The 15,745-nt window shown below is 64.9% G+C and carries 12 protein-coding genes; 6 read left to right on the top strand and 6 right to left on the bottom strand.

The genetic code is table 11. From position 1 onward, the window contains the following. Positions 1-23 precede the first annotated feature (23 nt). Positions 24-1,070, bottom strand: coding sequence for a reprolysin-like metallopeptidase (locus HB634_RS10990; protein WP_213948612.1), 1,047 nt, complete (start codon positions 1,068-1,070; stop codon positions 24-26). Between the two features lie 236 nt (positions 1,071-1,306). On the opposite strand from HB634_RS10990, the gene ettA reads away from it, so the two are divergent. From ettA to HB634_RS10975, 3 genes are all read left to right on the top strand, one after another. Then, a complete protein-coding gene (gene ettA / locus HB634_RS10985; protein ID WP_213948611.1) occupies positions 1,307-2,965 on the top strand; it encodes an energy-dependent translational throttle protein EttA in 1,659 nt (552 codons plus the stop codon). A 143-nt stretch (positions 2,966-3,108) separates the two neighbouring features. Next, positions 3,109-3,921, top strand: coding sequence for an orotidine-5'-phosphate decarboxylase (gene pyrF, locus HB634_RS10980; protein WP_213948610.1), 813 nt, complete (start codon positions 3,109-3,111; stop codon positions 3,919-3,921). Positions 3,922-4,044: 123 nt separating this feature from the next. Then, positions 4,045-4,428: a hypothetical protein gene (locus HB634_RS10975; protein ID WP_046969476.1), complete on the top strand. Its 384-nt coding sequence runs from the start codon at positions 4,045-4,047 to the stop codon at positions 4,426-4,428. 43 nt (positions 4,429-4,471) lie between these two features. On the opposite strand, the gene def is transcribed toward HB634_RS10975, so the two are convergent. Next, positions 4,472-5,008, bottom strand: coding sequence for a peptide deformylase (def, locus tag HB634_RS10970; protein ID WP_213948609.1), 537 nt, complete (start codon positions 5,006-5,008; stop codon positions 4,472-4,474). A 148-nt stretch (positions 5,009-5,156) separates the two neighbouring features. On the opposite strand from def, the gene HB634_RS10965 reads away from it, so the two are divergent. Next, the gene (locus HB634_RS10965) at positions 5,157-7,232 is read left to right on the top strand and encodes a carbon starvation CstA family protein (protein ID WP_213948608.1); all 2,076 of its coding nucleotides are present in this window, start codon (positions 5,157-5,159) and stop codon (positions 7,230-7,232) included. Between the two features lie 10 nt (positions 7,233-7,242). Continuing rightward, the gene (locus tag HB634_RS10960; RefSeq protein WP_213948607.1) at positions 7,243-7,452 is read left to right on the top strand and encodes a YbdD/YjiX family protein; all 210 of its coding nucleotides are present in this window, start codon (positions 7,243-7,245) and stop codon (positions 7,450-7,452) included. 642 nt (positions 7,453-8,094) lie between these two features. Here the strand turns inward: HB634_RS10960 and HB634_RS10955 are convergent. Beyond that, positions 8,095-8,805, bottom strand: coding sequence for a FadR/GntR family transcriptional regulator (locus tag HB634_RS10955; protein WP_213948606.1), 711 nt, complete (start codon positions 8,803-8,805; stop codon positions 8,095-8,097). Between the two features lie 154 nt (positions 8,806-8,959). On the opposite strand from HB634_RS10955, the gene HB634_RS10950 reads away from it, so the two are divergent. Beyond that, entirely contained in the window at positions 8,960-10,081 is a 1,122-nt protein-coding gene (locus HB634_RS10950; RefSeq protein WP_255548503.1) for an aldose epimerase family protein, read from the top strand. Between the two features lie 10 nt (positions 10,082-10,091). Here the strand turns inward: HB634_RS10950 and HB634_RS10945 are convergent, their stop codons facing one another. The 3 genes from HB634_RS10945 to purL are packed head-to-tail and all read right to left on the bottom strand — an operon-like array spanning position 10,092 to position 15,734. Continuing rightward, a complete protein-coding gene (locus HB634_RS10945; RefSeq protein WP_213948604.1) occupies positions 10,092-10,997 on the bottom strand; it encodes an EamA family transporter in 906 nt (301 codons plus the stop codon). After that, entirely contained in the window at positions 10,994-11,854 is an 861-nt protein-coding gene (locus HB634_RS10940) for a glycosyltransferase (RefSeq protein WP_063572364.1), read from the bottom strand. Before HB634_RS10940 ends, HB634_RS10945 begins: the two co-directional genes overlap by 4 nt. 16 nt (positions 11,855-11,870) lie before the next feature. Continuing rightward, positions 11,871-15,734, bottom strand: coding sequence for a phosphoribosylformylglycinamidine synthase (gene purL, locus HB634_RS10935; RefSeq protein WP_213948603.1), 3,864 nt, complete (start codon positions 15,732-15,734; stop codon positions 11,871-11,873). Positions 15,735-15,745: the final 11 nt, after the last annotated feature.

The raw sequence follows: 15,745 nt of genomic DNA, 5'->3' as shown, positions 1-15,745 counted from the left end.
CGGCAAGTGGCCCCTGAACTGCCTTATTTGGGCGATGGCGCGTCCACCATCTTCCGTGGGGCGAGCGTGTCCGGGCCATGCCTCATATAAGAACGCATGGCGCGCTGGTTGGCCGCGCTGTACTCGAGGCAGTCGCTGCGCACCGTGCTTGAGATCGAAAGCATGTTCGTCTCGCAGCCCCACCAGCCGCGCGTTTCGGCGTTCAGATGCGCGGCGCCGAGCATGTGGCCAATCTCGTGGGCGACGATGCGTGTCCGACCGGCGATGGAAGCGATCGCCTCGTTGCCACCTTCGAACGCCACGCCGCTCGTGCCCGGCATGGGACGCCCGGCCGTGAGCAGCACGAATTTCCTTTTATAGGTTCTGTCCATGTCGAACCCGTAGGTGTGATCCATCGCCTTGAGCGTACGTTCAAAAACATCCAGTGAGTGGGCGTCTCCATACGGCATGGAGGTAAGCCAGCGCACGCGCTCGGCATAGCTGGCCCGGAACCGATCGACGGGCAGCACGTGAGTGGCCATATCCGCCATCCACCATGCCACGTAACGTGCGTGCAGAACCCGGACGTTGCTGTCGACCAGGTCGTCATGCTTGAAGAAGTAAAAGTGGAGGCTGTAGGCGGCCGGATCCTCGAAGTGTCCCGGGCTCACCGATCGACGAACACGCATCGCCTCCGCCCCCGTGCCAGCGGACACAGGGTCGGCCTGCGCGCCACCGTTGCCAGGCTCGTCGAACGACATGACCCTGGTATCGCCGTCGCGCATGACGGTGGCATCAAGGTGATGACCCGATCGCGTAAACACAGCAGCCTCGCCATGGAGAAAACCGCCGTACATCGCGCCGTGGACGTCACCGGGGAAGTCCACCTCGATATTCAGGCGCCGCTCGACGACGACATCGGCTGCGGATCGCCTGGCTCGGGCGGGACCGTCATCCGCTGGCGCGTCCTCGGGGGGCAGGCGCGCCACGGCGGCATCGAAGCGCTCGACCATGCTGGTAGCGGCCGTCGCCGTCGCAGGATGAAAAGGAAGAACCAGGAGTAATACCGCGAGGCGGGAGGTGGCAACCATGGCGGAGATGGCTCGAGGGGGGGCCGCCCAGTCTGGGAGCCACCGCACCGAAGGTCTGCGGGCGGGCGCCCGGAAGGGGCGGGAAACGCACCGATGAGCGGGGCCCGAAACGGCCCACGCGGCGGCGGGGTTCACGGTCCGCGACAGCTCGCCGCCCCCTGAAACCGCTATAATCGGGGTTTGCCCACCCGGCGTGCATCGGCCCCGGGGGCGCGGCCTTGGCCTACGGAGCAACCATGCAGTACATCTACACCATGAACGGGGTGAGCAAGATCGTCCCCCCGAAGCGCCAGATCATCAAGGACATCTCCCTGTCCTTCTTCCCCGGCGCCAAGATCGGCCTGCTGGGCATCAACGGCTCGGGTAAGTCCACGGTGCTGCGGATCATGGCCGGCGTCGACACCGACTTCCAGGGTGAGGCACGCGCCAACCCGGGCACGAAGATCGGCTACCTTGCCCAGGAGCCCGACCTCGATCCGACCAAGACGGTGCGCGAAGTCGTCGAGGAAGGCGTGTCCGAGATTCTCGACGCCCAGAAGCGCCTCGAAGAGGTCTATGCCGCCTATGCGGAAGAAGGCGCCGACTTCGACAAGCTCGCCAAGGAGCAGGAAGCCCTCGAAGGCATCCTTGCCGCCAACGACGCGCATGCCCTCGAGCGCCAGCTCGAAGTGGCCGCCGATGCCCTTCGCCTGCCGCCGTGGGACGCCGTGGTCGGCCCGCTGTCCGGTGGTGAGAAGCGCCGCGTCGCCCTTTGCCGTCTGCTGCTGTCCAAGCCCGACATGCTCCTGCTCGACGAGCCGACCAACCATCTGGACGCGGAGTCGGTCGACTGGCTGGAAACCTTCCTGCACGACTACCCCGGTACGGTCGTGGCGGTCACCCATGACCGCTACTTCCTCGACAACGCCGCCGAGTGGATTCTCGAGCTCGATCGCGGCCGCGGCATTCCCTGGAAGGGCAACTACACCGAGTGGCTGGAGCAGAAGGGCGAACGCCTTCAGCAGGAAGCCAACCAGGAAAAGTCGCGCCAGAAGGCGCTGGCCAAGGAGCTGGAGTGGATTCGCACGGCCGCCAAGGGTCGCCAGTCCAAGGGCAAGGCCCGCATCAACCGCTTCGAGGAACTGAACTCGGTCGAGTACCAGCGCCGTAACGAAACGAATGAAATCTTCATCCCGCCGGGCGAGCGTCTGGGCCAGGAAGTGATCGAGTTCAAGAACGTCACCAAGTCGTTCGGCGACCGCGTGCTCATCGAGGACCTGTCGTTCAAGATTCCGCCTGGCGCCATCGTCGGCATCATCGGCCCGAACGGCGCCGGTAAATCCACGCTCATGAAGATGATCATGAATCTGGAGAAGCCCGACACCGGCGAGGTCAAGCACGGCCATACGGTCAAGCTGGCCTACGTCGACCAGTCGCGCGACGCCCTCGACCCGAAGAACAACGTCTGGCAGGAAGTGTCGGGCGGCTCGGACATCCTGCAGATCGGCAACTTCGAGATCCAGTCGCGCGCCTACATCGGCCGCTTCAACTTCAAGGGTACCGACCAGCAGAAGATCGTCGGCAGCCTGTCCGGTGGTGAGCGTGGCCGCCTGCACATGGCCAAGACCCTGCTGCAGGGCGGCAACGTGCTGCTGCTCGATGAGCCGTCCAACGATCTGGACGTCGAGACGCTGCGCGCCCTGGAAGACGCCCTGCTCGAGTTCCCGGGCTGCGCGGTGGTCATCTCGCATGACCGCTGGTTCCTCGATCGCATCGCCACGCACATCATCGCGTTCGAAGGCGACTCGCACGTCGAGTTCTTCCCGGGCAACTACAACGAGTACGAAGCCGACAAGAAGCGCCGCTTCGGCGACGATGCCGGTCCGAAGCGCGTGAAATACAAGAAACTGGTCTGATAAGGCCCACGCTGTTGTAGGAGCCGAATGCATCGGCGAATGGGTGCTCGCGGCAGCCTTGCCCGCTGCCGCGGGATCGCCGATGAATCGGCTCCTACAGTCAGTAGCCTTGCCTCGAACTTACCCACATAGCGAAGCCGCCCATGAACTTCATGACCGCCCTGAAGGACGCCTGGCGTCGCAATGACTCCCTGGTCTGTGTGGGACTCGATCCTGAGCCGGGCCGTTTGCCCGCGGGTCTCGCCGGCGAGGAAGGCATCTTTACCTTCTGCCGTGACATCGTCGATGCCACGGCAGGCCTGGTGTGCGCCTTCAAGCCGCAGATCGCCCATTTCGCCGCGCAGCGTGCCGAGGGTGTCCTGGAACGGCTGATCGCCCATATCCACGACAAGCACCCGGGCATTCCGGTGATCCTGGACGCCAAGCGCGGCGACATCGGCTCGACGGCCCGGCATTACGCCGCCGAGGCATTCGAGCGCTACGACGCCGACGCGGTCACGCTGAACCCCTATCTGGGCCGGGACTCCATCGAGCCCTTCCTGGAGCGTGCGGACAAAGGCGTGATCCTGCTCTGCCGCACCTCCAATCCCGGTGGGGCGGACTTCCAGGCCCTGGATTGCGGCGGCCAGCCGCTCTACATCCGGGTCGCCGAGACGATCGCCCGCGAATGGAACGAAAACGGCAACTGTGCGCTGGTCACGGGCGCAACCTGGCCGGAAGAGCTTGGCCGGGTTCGCGCGGTGGTCGGCGACATGCCCTTGCTGGTTCCAGGCATCGGTGCCCAGGGAGGTGACATCCAGGCGGTCATGACCCAGGGACGAACCGCCGATGGCACCGGTCTGATGATTTCTTCTTCCCGCGCCATCCTTTACGCTAGCGCCAGCTCAGACTTCGCAGCCGTAGCACATCGGGCGGCTGATGAAATGAGAAAATCGGTCAACTTGTTCCGTCAGTGACGGGCGAAACAAAAAACAGTCGCAAATTGCACGACTTGGCAACTGCAAAAGGCTTACGCTGCCGCTCCGGGCTATCCAACAATACCGGGTCTTGAAGCGCCAAAGCGTTCAACCGGAGTTGTCATGCCACCTATCAACCGAGGTTTTTCCCAACGTCTGCATGTCGCGCTGGACATGGCTGGCGTGAAGAAAGGCCGCGGCCGCATCACCCAGCTGGCTGACCTCTTCGATGTCAGCCGGGAAACCGCCCGAAAATGGCTGAGTGATCTCGGCCTGCCCGAGCTGGAGCGCCAGATCGACATGGCGACACGCTTCGGGGTGAATTTCGAGTGGTTGGCCACGGGTCGCGGCGCCCCCAACGGGGCCACCGGCGTGCGCGAAAGCCCCGCCCTCTACCGCGCCGACTCACGGGAGCAGCTGCGCCTGGTCGGGCTCGTGAGCCGTCTACCCAAGGAACGCCGGAAGGCGCTCCTGGTGATCGTCGAGGCCCTGGCCGAGGCCGAATAGCGTCGGCGCTTTCCGCGCAACCCGGCCCTTTCTACGAAAAGCCTTAATCGTCACCGATATCCATGCCCGGAAAGAGCACCTCGGTGTATCCGAACTTGCCGAAATCAGTGATGCGCGAGGGGTAGAGGCGGCCGATGAGATGGTCGCACTCGTGCTGGACCACGCGGGCGTGGAAGCCTTCGGCCCGACGGTCGATGACCTCCCCTTGCGGTCCGATACCCTGATAGCGGATCAACGAGTAGCGATTCACCGCACCGCGTAGTCCGGGTACGGAGAGGCAGCCTTCCCACCCCTCTTCCATGTCTTGCGACAACGGAGTGATGACCGGATTGAGGAGGATGGTTTCCGGCACCGGCGGTGCATCCGGGTAACGCTCGCTGCTATCGAAACCGAAGATCACCAACTGCAGGTCCACGCCGATCTGGGGCGCCGCCAGGCCCACGCCACCGGCGTGGTGCATCGTGTCGAACATATCGACGATCAGGGCATCCAGCTCGGCACTTCCCACCATGGCGTCGGGGACGGCGGGGGCGACGCGCAGCAGGCGCTCGTCACCCATTTTCAGAATCTCGCGAATCATCGTTACCGCCAGGGGAGTGGGGATGGCTTGAGCATACGACGCCCGCCAACCATTCGACCAATGGCTAATACGGCATACCCCTGCCACGCATTGACCCCCGTGACTGGGGAGACGACCCTTGTGCCATCCGCGAGGGGAGCCAACGACCATGCACAGCGCCATCCCGAAACCCAGCCCCGCAGGGAAGATCCTGTGGGCCGCCATCGCCATCGTCGGCGCCTGGTGCCTCGGTGTCGTCGCCCTGCGACGAGACGAACCCATCAACGCCATCTGGCTGGTGACCGCGTCCATCGCGGTGTTCCTCATCGGCTATCGCTTCTATAGCCGGATGATCGCCACCGGCGTGCTGCAGCTCGACCCCTCGCGCGCCACGCCGGCCGTCCTGCGCAACGACGGCCTGGATTACGTCCCGACCGATCGTTGGGTGGTCTTCGGTCATCACTTCGCGGCCATCGCCGGCGCCGGCCCCCTGGTCGGCCCCGTTCTCGCCGCACAGATGGGTTACCTGCCCGGGACGCTCTGGATCCTGGTCGGCGTCGTCTTTGCCGGCGCGGTCCAGGACGTCATGATCCTTGGCATGTCGCTCCGCCGGGATGGCCGCTCGCTCGGACACATGCTGCGCGAAGAGCTCGGCGAGGTACCCGGTGTGATCGCCATGGTCGGCGTGCTGGTGCTGATGATGATCGTGCTGGCGGTACTGGCACTGGTCGTGGTCAAGGCACTGACGCATAGCCCCTGGGGCACGTTCACGGTCGCCGCCACCATTCCCATCGCGCTCCTGATGGGGGTGTACCTGCGCTATATCCGGCCCGGCCGAATCCTCGAGATCTCGATCATCGGCCTGATCCTGTTGCTCGCGTCGATCTGGTACGGCAAGACCGTCAACGACACGCCGACCATGGCCGCCCTGTTCGATTTCGATGCGAAATCGCTGGCATGGCTGCTGATCGGCTACGGCTTCTTCGCTTCGGTGCTCCCCGTGTGGCTGTTGCTCGCCCCACGCGATTACCTGTCCACCTTCCTGAAGATCGGCACGATCGCCTTGCTTGCCCTGGCCATCTTCCTGGCTGCGCCGACCCTGCAGATGCCCGCAGTGACCAAGTTCATCGACGGCACGGGCCCGGTTTTCTCCGGCAACCTGTTCCCCTTCCTGTTCATCACCATCGCCTGTGGCGCCGTCTCCGGCTGGCACTCGATCATCGCCTCCGGCACGACGCCCAAGCTGCTCGCTAACGAAGGCGAGGCGCGCATGGTCGGCTACGGCGGCATGCTGATGGAAGCCTTCGTTGCCATCATGGCGTTGATTGCCGCATCGTCCCTGCATCCAGGCGTCTACTTCGCGATGAACTCGCCCGGCGCACTCGTCGGGACGACCGTGGAACAGGCCGCACAGACGATCAGCACCTGGGGCTTCATGGTCACGCCGCAAGAGCTCACCGAGACCGCGAAAAACATCGGTGAAGGCACCATCCTAGGACGCGCCGGCGGCGCCCCGACCCTGGCGGTCGGCATGGCACAGCTCCTCCACGGCATCCTTCCGGGCGAAGGCATGATGGCCATGTGGTACCACTACGCGATTCTCTTCGAAGCACTCTTCATCCTGACCACGGTGGACGCCGGGACCCGCGTCGGCCGTTTCATGATCCAGGAACTGGCGGGCATGGCGTATGCCCCGCTGAAGAAGACCGAGTCGTGGGTGAGCAACATCATCGCCACGGTGATCTGCGTCGGCCTATGGGGTTACTTCCTCTACCAGGGCGCGGTCGATCCACTGGGCGGCATCAACACCTTGTGGCCGCTATTCGGCATCGCCAACCAGATGCTCGCCGCCATCGCCCTGATGCTCGCGACCCTGGTCACAGTGAAACTCAAACGCGAGCGCTACGTGCTCGTGCCCGGCGTACCCGCCGCGTGGCTGGTCATCTGCACGCTCACCGCCGCCTGGCAAAAGCTGTTCGACGACAAGATCAGCTTCACCGCCGCCGCGCAGAAATACGCCGACGCCATGGCCTCGGGGAAGATGCTCGCACCCGCCAAGACGGCCGAAGAAATGCAGCGCATCGTCACCAACAATCGCGTCGACATGGCCCTCACTGGCCTGTTCATGCTGCTGGTGCTGACCATGCTGTTCTTTTCGCTCCGCGCGATTGTCCGAGCGTGGCGCGCCAACCATCCGACCGCGCACGAAGAGCCGTACGTCGCGCTGTCGAGTGTCACGCCGTGAGGAGGTCGCCATGAGCGCGACGAATGCACGGACAGGTGCCCGCTCGCTGTGGAAGTGGGCGGTACAAACCGCCCGCCTCTGCTGCGGCGTCCCGGATTACGATGTCTACGTGAAACACCTGCGTGAGCATCATCCCGAGCGGAAGATTCCCAGCTATGGGGAGTTCTTCCGCGAGCGGCAGGAAGCGAGGTATCGCGGGACGGGTGGGCGTTGTTGCTGAACTGAAAGGACAGCCGCTGACGCGACTCGTGTGTTGAGCGGCGTTCGCCGCCTCACGCTCGTGCTTCGTGGGATGCCGCGATCGGGTTGGCCCTTGGGGCCGCGGCGCGGCTCTTCGAGACGGGCCGTAGCTGCTCTGTCGCTCGCACGAGAACAGGGCGGCCCTCAGCTTAGGCGGCCCCAAGGGCCAACCCGACCGCGACACCAGACGTTGAGGTTGCGTGCGGCACAAGCGCCACGCCGCTTCGTCGCCGTGCGCCGCATGACTGCCTCCACGCACTCTTCGCGCTCTCGTAGGAGCCGCTTCAGCGGCGAACCCTCAGGCTGTCGGGTTTGCGAACGAGACGTTGTGGTGATCGGGCGAGCCGTCGAACGCCTGCACGATGCGACGCAAAGCCTCGTTCGTGACATCACCGCTGAGGGTTCGCCGATGAATCGGCTCCTACAAGAGCGGTGCTGCATCGTGCTGGTTGTTGCTCGGCCGCATGCAACCTCAGCGTTCGGTGCCGCGAGGGGCAAGGTCCTTGGGGACGCCTAAGCTGAGGGCCGCTCAGTTCACGGGCGAGCGAGAGCGATGCCTACGGCCCGTCTCGAAGAGCCGCGCCGCGGCCCCAAGGGCCTTGCCCCTCGCGGCTTCCGAACCTCACCCGCGACGCTTGCCCTTGCGCATGTTGGCACGCGAGTCCGCGATCATCGTGCGCATGGCGACAGCGGCTTCGTTGGGTCGGCGGCGACGGATGGCTTCGTACACCGCACGGTGGTGTGGTAGCGAATACTTGAAGTTCTTCGCCGTCCGCGCCGACATCACGAAGTACGTGGCCAGGGCGGTTTCGATTACCGAGAACAGCGAGCTGAGTAGCTCGTTGTTGGTGGCGACCAGCACGGCGTCGTGGAATTGCAGGTCGGCCGCTGCCCACGCATCGAGGTCGGGTGCGTCTTCCATGGCGTCCAGCGCTACGCCGATCGCGTTCAGTTGCTCGGGCGAACGGCGGCGAGCGGCGGCCATGACCGCGGCCGGCTCGATAATCTCGCGCATCTCGACCAGCTTCTCGACGAAGTCTTCGGTTGGCATCGCCGCACAACGCCAGGAAAGCACGTCGGCATCGAGGTGGTTCCAGAAGGTCGGATCGCGCACGCGCATACCGGTCTTCTGCCGGGTCTCGATCAGGCCTTTGGCCGCAAGAACCTTCAGCGCTTCGCGAAGCACTGTGCGACTGACCGACATCTGCTCGGCCAGCTGTGACTCGCCGGGTAACGGCTCACCCGGACGGAGTACGCCACTGACGATGGATTCACCGATCTCTTCGATGACGCGCGCGTGCAGGTTGCGCGTCCCCCCTGCTTTCAAAGCCATGGCGTTCCAACACCTGACGAAACGGAGTGCCCATCGTAGCCGACTTGCGCTCCAGGACGATGACGCACCGCAACTTGTCATTTGTCTGACAAATATGATCTTGTCGGGAGATTCCTGGCAGCCGGAGTGAATGATGAGAAAATTCGGAACGAGTTTGGCCACAGCGGTCCTGCTGGCCACGGCGACGGCCGCTTCGGCCGGTGAGGCTTCAAAGGCGTCGTTCGGCACGACACCGGACGGCAAGGATGTAACGCTCGTCACGTTGACCAACGGTCATGGCGTCACCGCGAAGGTTCTTTCGCTCGGCGCGGCGCTTTATGCACTCGACGTCCCGGACAGAAACGGCAAATCCGGCGACGTTGTGCTCGGCTACCCGGATCTGAAGGGCACCTTCGCCATGCCGCAGTACTTCGGCAACACGGTAGGGCGCTACGCCAACCGCATCGCCAAAGGCAAATTCACTCTCGACGGCAAGCAGTACAACGTGCCGGTCAACAACGGACCCAACTCGCTGCACGGCGGCAAGGTCGGCTTCGACAAGGTGATCTGGAGCGTCGACAAGGTCGAGTCCGGGGCGCGGCCCAGCGTGACCCTTACCTATGTAAGCCCGGATGGTGACCAGGGGTATCCCGGCAAACTCACCGCTACCGCCACCTACTCGCTCGACGACAAGAACGAGTTGACCATCGAGTACACGGCGACGACGGACGCACCGACGATCGTCAACATCACCAACCACACCTACTGGAACCTCGCCGGGGAAGGCTCCGGCAGCGTGATGGACCAACGCCTGATGATCGCCGGCGATGCCTACCTGCCCACGGATGCCACCGCGATTCCCACCGGCGAGGTGCGCAACGTGGCGGGCACCGACTTCGATTTCCGCAAGGCCAAGCCGATCGGCAAGGACGTCCGCGACGCGAAGGAAGAGCAGATCGTCTTCGGACGCGGTTACGACCACAACTGGGTGATCTCCCGGAAGGAAGCGGCGCAGCCGCGTGAGGTGGCCCGGGTCAGCGATCCGAAGTCGGGACGCGTGCTGTCGCTCTGGTCCGCCCAACCCGGCCTGCAGTTCTATTCGGGCAACTTTCTCGACGGCACCACGTCGGGTAAATCGGGAGGTGTCTATCGCCAGGGCGATGCCTTTGCGCTGGAACCGCAGTTGTTTCCCGATACGCCGAATCACCCGGACTTCGGCTCGGCTCGTCTGGAGCCCGGCAAGACCTACCGCAATGTCATGACGTACAAGTTCTCCGTGGACAAGAGCGCGAAGTAACGCTCCCGCGTCAGACCTCGTGATGCAGCGCTTCCGCCGGCTTCTTCCGGCGGAAGCGTGGTGCGAGCTCCACCATGTACATCGCGGCCAGCACGAGCGCCCCGCCACCGACCATGCGCGTCGTGAGTACGTCCACGCCAAGGAGCACGGCAAAGCCCGCGGCGAATACCGGCTCGGTCGTCATCACGATGGCCGCGCGCGTGGCGGGCATGTGGGCCTGCGCCCAGGTCTGCACCAGCATGGCGAACGCACCGGCGACCAGCGCCATGTAAAGCACGGCCACCCAGGCCTTCGTATCCGGCGGCAGCGCCGGGCCGTGATGTGGGATCGTGGCCAACAGACAGACCGCCGCGATGCCAATCATCTGGACGGCGGACATGCCGAACGCTTCGCCAGGCTTCGACCAATGACCGAGGCCGACGATATGCAAGGCGTACAGCGCAGCCGAGGCGAGCGTCAGCAGGACGCCCAGATCGACCTCGAAACCGTTCAACGCCAGCACGCCCAGTCCGACCATGGCCACGCCCACGGCGAGCCACGTGGTGGTCGGCATGCGCTGGCGAAAGATCAGTAACGCGAGGATGGGCGTGATCACGACGTACATGCCGGTGACGAAACCGCTGACGCTCGGCGACGTGAGCGCAAGCCCTTCGGTCTGCAACCACTGCGCGAACCCGTAAAGCACCCCCAGGGCAAGCCCACGCACCCGTTGTGCAGGACTCAGCCGCCAGACCGGCCGCGCAAACAGGACCAACATGGTCACAGCCGCGATAACGAAGCGCACGGCGAGGAAATCGGTGACCGACATTCGGCCGACGACATCCTTGATGAGAACGAACGTGGAGCCCCAGATTGCCGTGACGGCGAGCAGGCCAAGGGTGGCGAGCCCGCTGTCGCGCGACGACTTACCGCTCACCGACGACGACGCCGGGCGAGCTGGCCTGGAATCTTCAGGATGAAATGCGTCCAGATGCCCAACCAGACCACGCTGCGGACCAGCGCGTTACTGGCGGCGGGATCGTGGCGGCGAAACCACAGGTACATGCTGCGATGCTTGTGACGGCTGACGAAGACCGGCCGATGCCGGCTCGAGCCACCCTTGCCATGCAGCACACGCACGTCGCCGGCAAGCACGACGCGATAGCCACCATCACGGGCACGTCGACACAGGTCCATGTCTTCGCAATGGAGAAAGAAGGTTTCGTCGAAGCCACCGAGCCGCTCGAACACCGCGCGCGACATCAACAGGATGGCACCCGAGACGATCTCGACCTCCTCCGCACCGTCCGGCATGGGCCCCTCGATGTCGATGCCATCGACGCCTTTCCTGCCGAGCACGGTATTCAGCGAGCGACGAAGCAGTGGATCACGCCGGCGCGACGCGGCGTCGGGATGGCCGGCACTGTCGCAGACCACGGCGCCGACGATGCCCGTGTGGACGTTCATGTGCGCCGCCATGCGCGCGATCGTATCGGGTTCGACCAGGCAATCGGGATTGAGCACCAGCAGCCGGTCGCCGCGAGCTTGCGCCGCACCGCGATTCACCGCCGGCCCGAAACCGAGGTTGGCCCGGTTGTAGACGAGGCGAACGCGCTCGTCGTCGGCATAGGCCCGATCGAGCGCTTCGGGAATACCGTCGGTCGAACCGTTGTCGACGATGATGATCTCGACGGGCACGTCACTGGCGAGTGCGTGATCCACGCACTCGCGCGTAAACGGCCCGCTGTCGGCGAGCACGATGACGATACTGGTAAGACCTGCGGTAACCGTCACCGAACCGTTACTCCGTTCAGCCCACCCACACGCGCGCATTGCGGAACATGCGCATCCACGGTGAATCCTCGCCCCAGTTCTCCGGATGCCAGCTCATTTGCGCCGTACGGAACACGCGCTCCGGATGCGGCATCATGATCGTGACGCGACCGTCGGCAGCAGTAAACGCGGCTAGGCCACCCGGCGATCCGTTCGGGTTGAGCGGGTAGCTCTCCGTCGGCTTGCCACGGTTGTCGACGAAACGTGCCGAGCCATGGCTCTTCGACGGGCTGCAGACGTTCGGGAAGTACACCCGACCCTCACCGTGTGCCACGGCGACGGGAATACGCGAACCGGTCATGCCGCGGAAGAACACGCTGGAGGAATCCAGGATCTCGAGCGTCGCAAGGCGTGCCTCGTACTGCTCGGACTGATTACGCAGGAACTGCGGCCAGTGCTTCGCGTCCGGGATGATGTCCTTCAGCTGCGACATCATCTGGCAGCCGTTGCAAACCCCGAGGGCGAACTTGGTGCCGTCCTCGAAGAAGCGCGCGAACTGCTCGCGTAGCGCATCGTTGTAGAGGATGGACGTGGCCCAGCCACGACCCGCGCCGAGCACGTCACCGTAGGAGAAGCCACCGCAGGCGGCGAAGCCGCGGAAATCCTTCAGGTGGTGACGACCGCTGGCGAGATCGGACATGTGGACATCCACCGCATCGAAGCCGGCGCGGCTGAACGCCGCCGCCATCTCGACCTGCCCGTTCACGCCCTGCTCGCGCAGGATCGCGACGCGCGGACGCACGCCGGTGTTGATGTACGGCGCCGCGATATCTTCGGCCGGGTCGAAGGTGAGCTTCGGCGAGATGCCCGGGTCGGCATCGTCGAGGCGCCAGTGGTTCTCCTGGTCAGCGCTCTGCGGGTTATCGCGCAGGCCCTGCATGGCGTAACTGGTTTCGTTCCAGGCACGGAACAGCTCGGTGAAGTTCCACTTGAACGCCGTCTCGCCGTTGAGGTGGAGCTTGATGCCGAGCTTTTCCTTGGGACGACCCACGTGGTGCGTCATGCCAGCAAGGTTGTACTTCACGAGCAACTGCTCGAAAGCCTCGCGGTTGGCGGCAGCGATCTGCACGACAGCGCCCAGCTCTTCGTTGAACAGCGAACGCAGCGTCGCTTCGGCCCAGCCGTCCAGACGCAGCTCAAGGCCGCAGCGGCCGGCAAACGCCATTTCCAGCAGGGCGACGATCGCGCCACCGTCGGAGCGGTCGTGATAAGCCAGCAACAAGCCCGCCTTGTTCGCTTCCTGGATCAGTTCGAACATCGCACGCAGGCGCTTCGGATCGTCCAGGTCCGGCGGCACGCCGCCGGCGCGGTTGAACACCTGGGTGAGCGCCGAACCGCCGAGGCGATCGCGGCCCGCGCCAAGATCGATCAGCCAGAGCTCGCTGTCGCCGCGATCGAGCTTGATCTGCGGCGTGAGCGTGCGGCGGACGTCGTCCACGCGGGCGAAGCCGGTGATCACGAGGGATACCGGTGATACGGTTTTCTGGGCTTTGCCCGTCTCGTCCGTCCACACGGTCTGCATGGACAGGGAGTCCTTGCCGACGGGGATCGAGATATCGAGGGTGGGACAAAGCTCCATGCCGACGGCCTTGACCGCGTCGAACAGCGCGGCGTCTTCGCCGGCGTGGTTCACGGCGGCCATCCAGTTCGCGGACAGGCGCACTTCGTCGAGCTTGAGCGAAGCGGCAGCCATGTTGGTGATGGCTTCACCCACCGCCATGCGCGCGGCATCGGCGCTGTTGAGCAGGGCGATCGGTGCACGCTCGGCCATGGCCATCGCTTCGCCGGTATAGCCGTCGAAGTCGGTCATGGTCACGGCCACGTCCGCCACCGGCACCTGCCACGGCCCGACCATGGGGTCGCGCGCGTTGAGCCCGCCAACGGTGCGGTCGCCGATGGTGATGAGGAAGTTCTTGCTACCCACGGCCGGCAGACGAAGGACGCGCATCAGTGCCTCGTCCATGCCAATACCGGTGAGGTCGGCGACGAGATCGACGCGGGGCTTCACGCGCACGGCATCGCGGTGCATCCGCGGCGGCTTGCCGAACAGCACGTCCATACCGAGGTCGATCACGGTGAGGTCGCGGCGCGGATCCTTGACGATGAGTCGCGGTTCCGCCGTGGCGTCACCGACGACGGCGTACGGGCAACGCTCGCGTGCGCAGAAGCCTTCGAACAGCGGGAGGTCTTCCGCGCCGATCGCCAACACGTAGCGCTCCTGCGACTCGTTGCTCCAGACCTGCATCGGCGACAACGTCGGGTCGTCGCACGGCAGCGCGGAGAGATCGATGATGCCGCCGACGCCAGCGTCGTTGAGGATCTCGGGAATCGCGTTGGAGACACCACCCGCACCCACGTCGTGAATGCTGACGATGGGATTTTCGTCGCCACGCGCCCAGCAGCTGTCGATGACCTGCTGGCAGCGGCGCTCCATCTCAGCGTTGTCGCGCTGCACCGAGGCGAAATCGAGTTCCGCACTCGAGGTACCGGAAGCGACCGACGAAGCGGCACCGCCGCCCAGGCCGATCAGCATGGCCGGACCACCGAGCACGATGACCTTGTCGCCCGGACGCACTTTGCGCTTCTGCACGTGATCGGGTCGGATCGCGGCGAGACCGCCGGCAATCATGATCGGTTTGTCGTAACCGCGACGGACACCCTTGTCGCCGGTTTCCTGTTCGAACGTGCGGAAGTAACCGCCGAGCGCGGGACGACCGAACTCGTTGTTGAACGCGGCGGCGCCCAGCGGGCCGTCACGCATGATTTCAAAGGCCGACGCCATGCGCGGCGGCAGCGGACGATCCTTTTCCCAGGGACGCGGCAGGCCGGGAATACGCAGGTGCGATACCGAGAAGCCGGTCAGTCCCGCTTTCGGCTTGCCACCGCGACCGGTGGCACCCTCGTCGCGGATCTCGCCGCCGGCACCGGTCGCAGCGCCCGGCCACGGCGCGATCGCCGTCGGATGGTTGTGCGTCTCGACCTTGATCGCGAACGGGGCGGATTCCGCCACCGTGCGGAACACGCCGTCCTTCGGATCGACGAAGAGCCGGTTGCCCTCGTAACCTTCGATCACCGCCGCGTTGTCGTGATACGCGGACAAGGTGTGCGCCGGCGATTTCTGGTGCGTGTTCTTGATCATGCCGAACAGCGAGTTTTCCTGCGTCTGGCCGTCGAGCGTCCAGGTGGCATTGAACACCTTGTGACGGCAGTGCTCGGAGTTCGCCTGCGCGAACATCATCAGCTCGGCATCGGTCGGCGCCCGGCCCATCTCGGCGTAGCGCTCGGCGAGGTAGTCGATTTCGTCGTCGGCCAGGGCAAGACCCAGCTGTTGGTTGGCCGCGGAAAGCGCCCCGCGCGGATCGAGACCGAGCTCCACGTGCCCCAGGGGTCCCGGTTCACCGGCGAGGAACAGGCCCGATGCGTCGGCCAGCGACGCCAGGGGCGACTGCACCATGGGATCGCAGAACGCGCCCATGATGGCGGCGTAACCGGGATCGCTGGGGCCGGGCATACCGCTTACGCGCCAGGCGGTACCGCGCTCGACCCTGCGCACGTCGAAACCGGCGCCGTGGAGGATATCGGTCGCTTTGCTGGACCAGGGTGAGATGGTGCCCAGGCGCGGCACGACCCAGAAGGTGGCTTCCTCGGGACTGCCCGGCTTCGCTTCAAGCACAGACAACAGGCGCGCGCGCGCCTCGCCTTCCGGTGCGACAGCGACGTCGACGAAGTAGGTGAACCAGGCGGCCTGCACGCGCGTACCGTGATGCAGGGCATCCAGGTGGGCGTTCAGTCGTTCGAGGCGAAACGGTGAGAGGGCGCTCTGCCCGTCGAGTGCGATCATGCGGGGGAAAA

This window comes from Luteibacter sp. dw_328 (assembly GCF_018449605.1).
Classification (GTDB): Bacteria; Pseudomonadota; Gammaproteobacteria; order Xanthomonadales; family Rhodanobacteraceae; genus Luteibacter.
The sequence above is the reverse complement of the archived record's forward strand: the minus strand, read 5'-3'. Positions and strand labels throughout refer to the sequence as shown.

Bases quoted from the DNA above. Each gene is read 5' to 3' on its own strand.
- def (WP_213948609.1), bottom strand. From the start codon at position 5,008: ATGATTCGCGAGATTCTGAAAATGGGTGACGAGCGCCTGCTGCGCGTC.
- HB634_RS10955 (WP_213948606.1), bottom strand. From the start codon at position 8,805: ATGGCTTTGAAAGCAGGGGGGACGCGCAACCTGCACGCGCGCGTCATC.
- HB634_RS10965 (WP_213948608.1), top strand. From the start codon at position 5,157: ATGCACAGCGCCATCCCGAAACCCAGCCCCGCAGGGAAGATCCTGTGG.
- HB634_RS10960 (WP_213948607.1), top strand. From the start codon at position 7,243: ATGAGCGCGACGAATGCACGGACAGGTGCCCGCTCGCTGTGGAAGTGG.
- purL (WP_213948603.1), bottom strand. From the start codon at position 15,734: ATGATCGCACTCGACGGGCAGAGCGCCCTCTCACCGTTTCGCCTCGAA.
- HB634_RS10975 (WP_046969476.1), top strand. From the start codon at position 4,045: ATGCCACCTATCAACCGAGGTTTTTCCCAACGTCTGCATGTCGCGCTG.
- pyrF (WP_213948610.1), top strand. From the start codon at position 3,109: ATGAACTTCATGACCGCCCTGAAGGACGCCTGGCGTCGCAATGACTCC.
- ettA (WP_213948611.1), top strand. From the start codon at position 1,307: ATGCAGTACATCTACACCATGAACGGGGTGAGCAAGATCGTCCCCCCG.
- HB634_RS10990 (WP_213948612.1), bottom strand. From the start codon at position 1,070: ATGGTTGCCACCTCCCGCCTCGCGGTATTACTCCTGGTTCTTCCTTTT.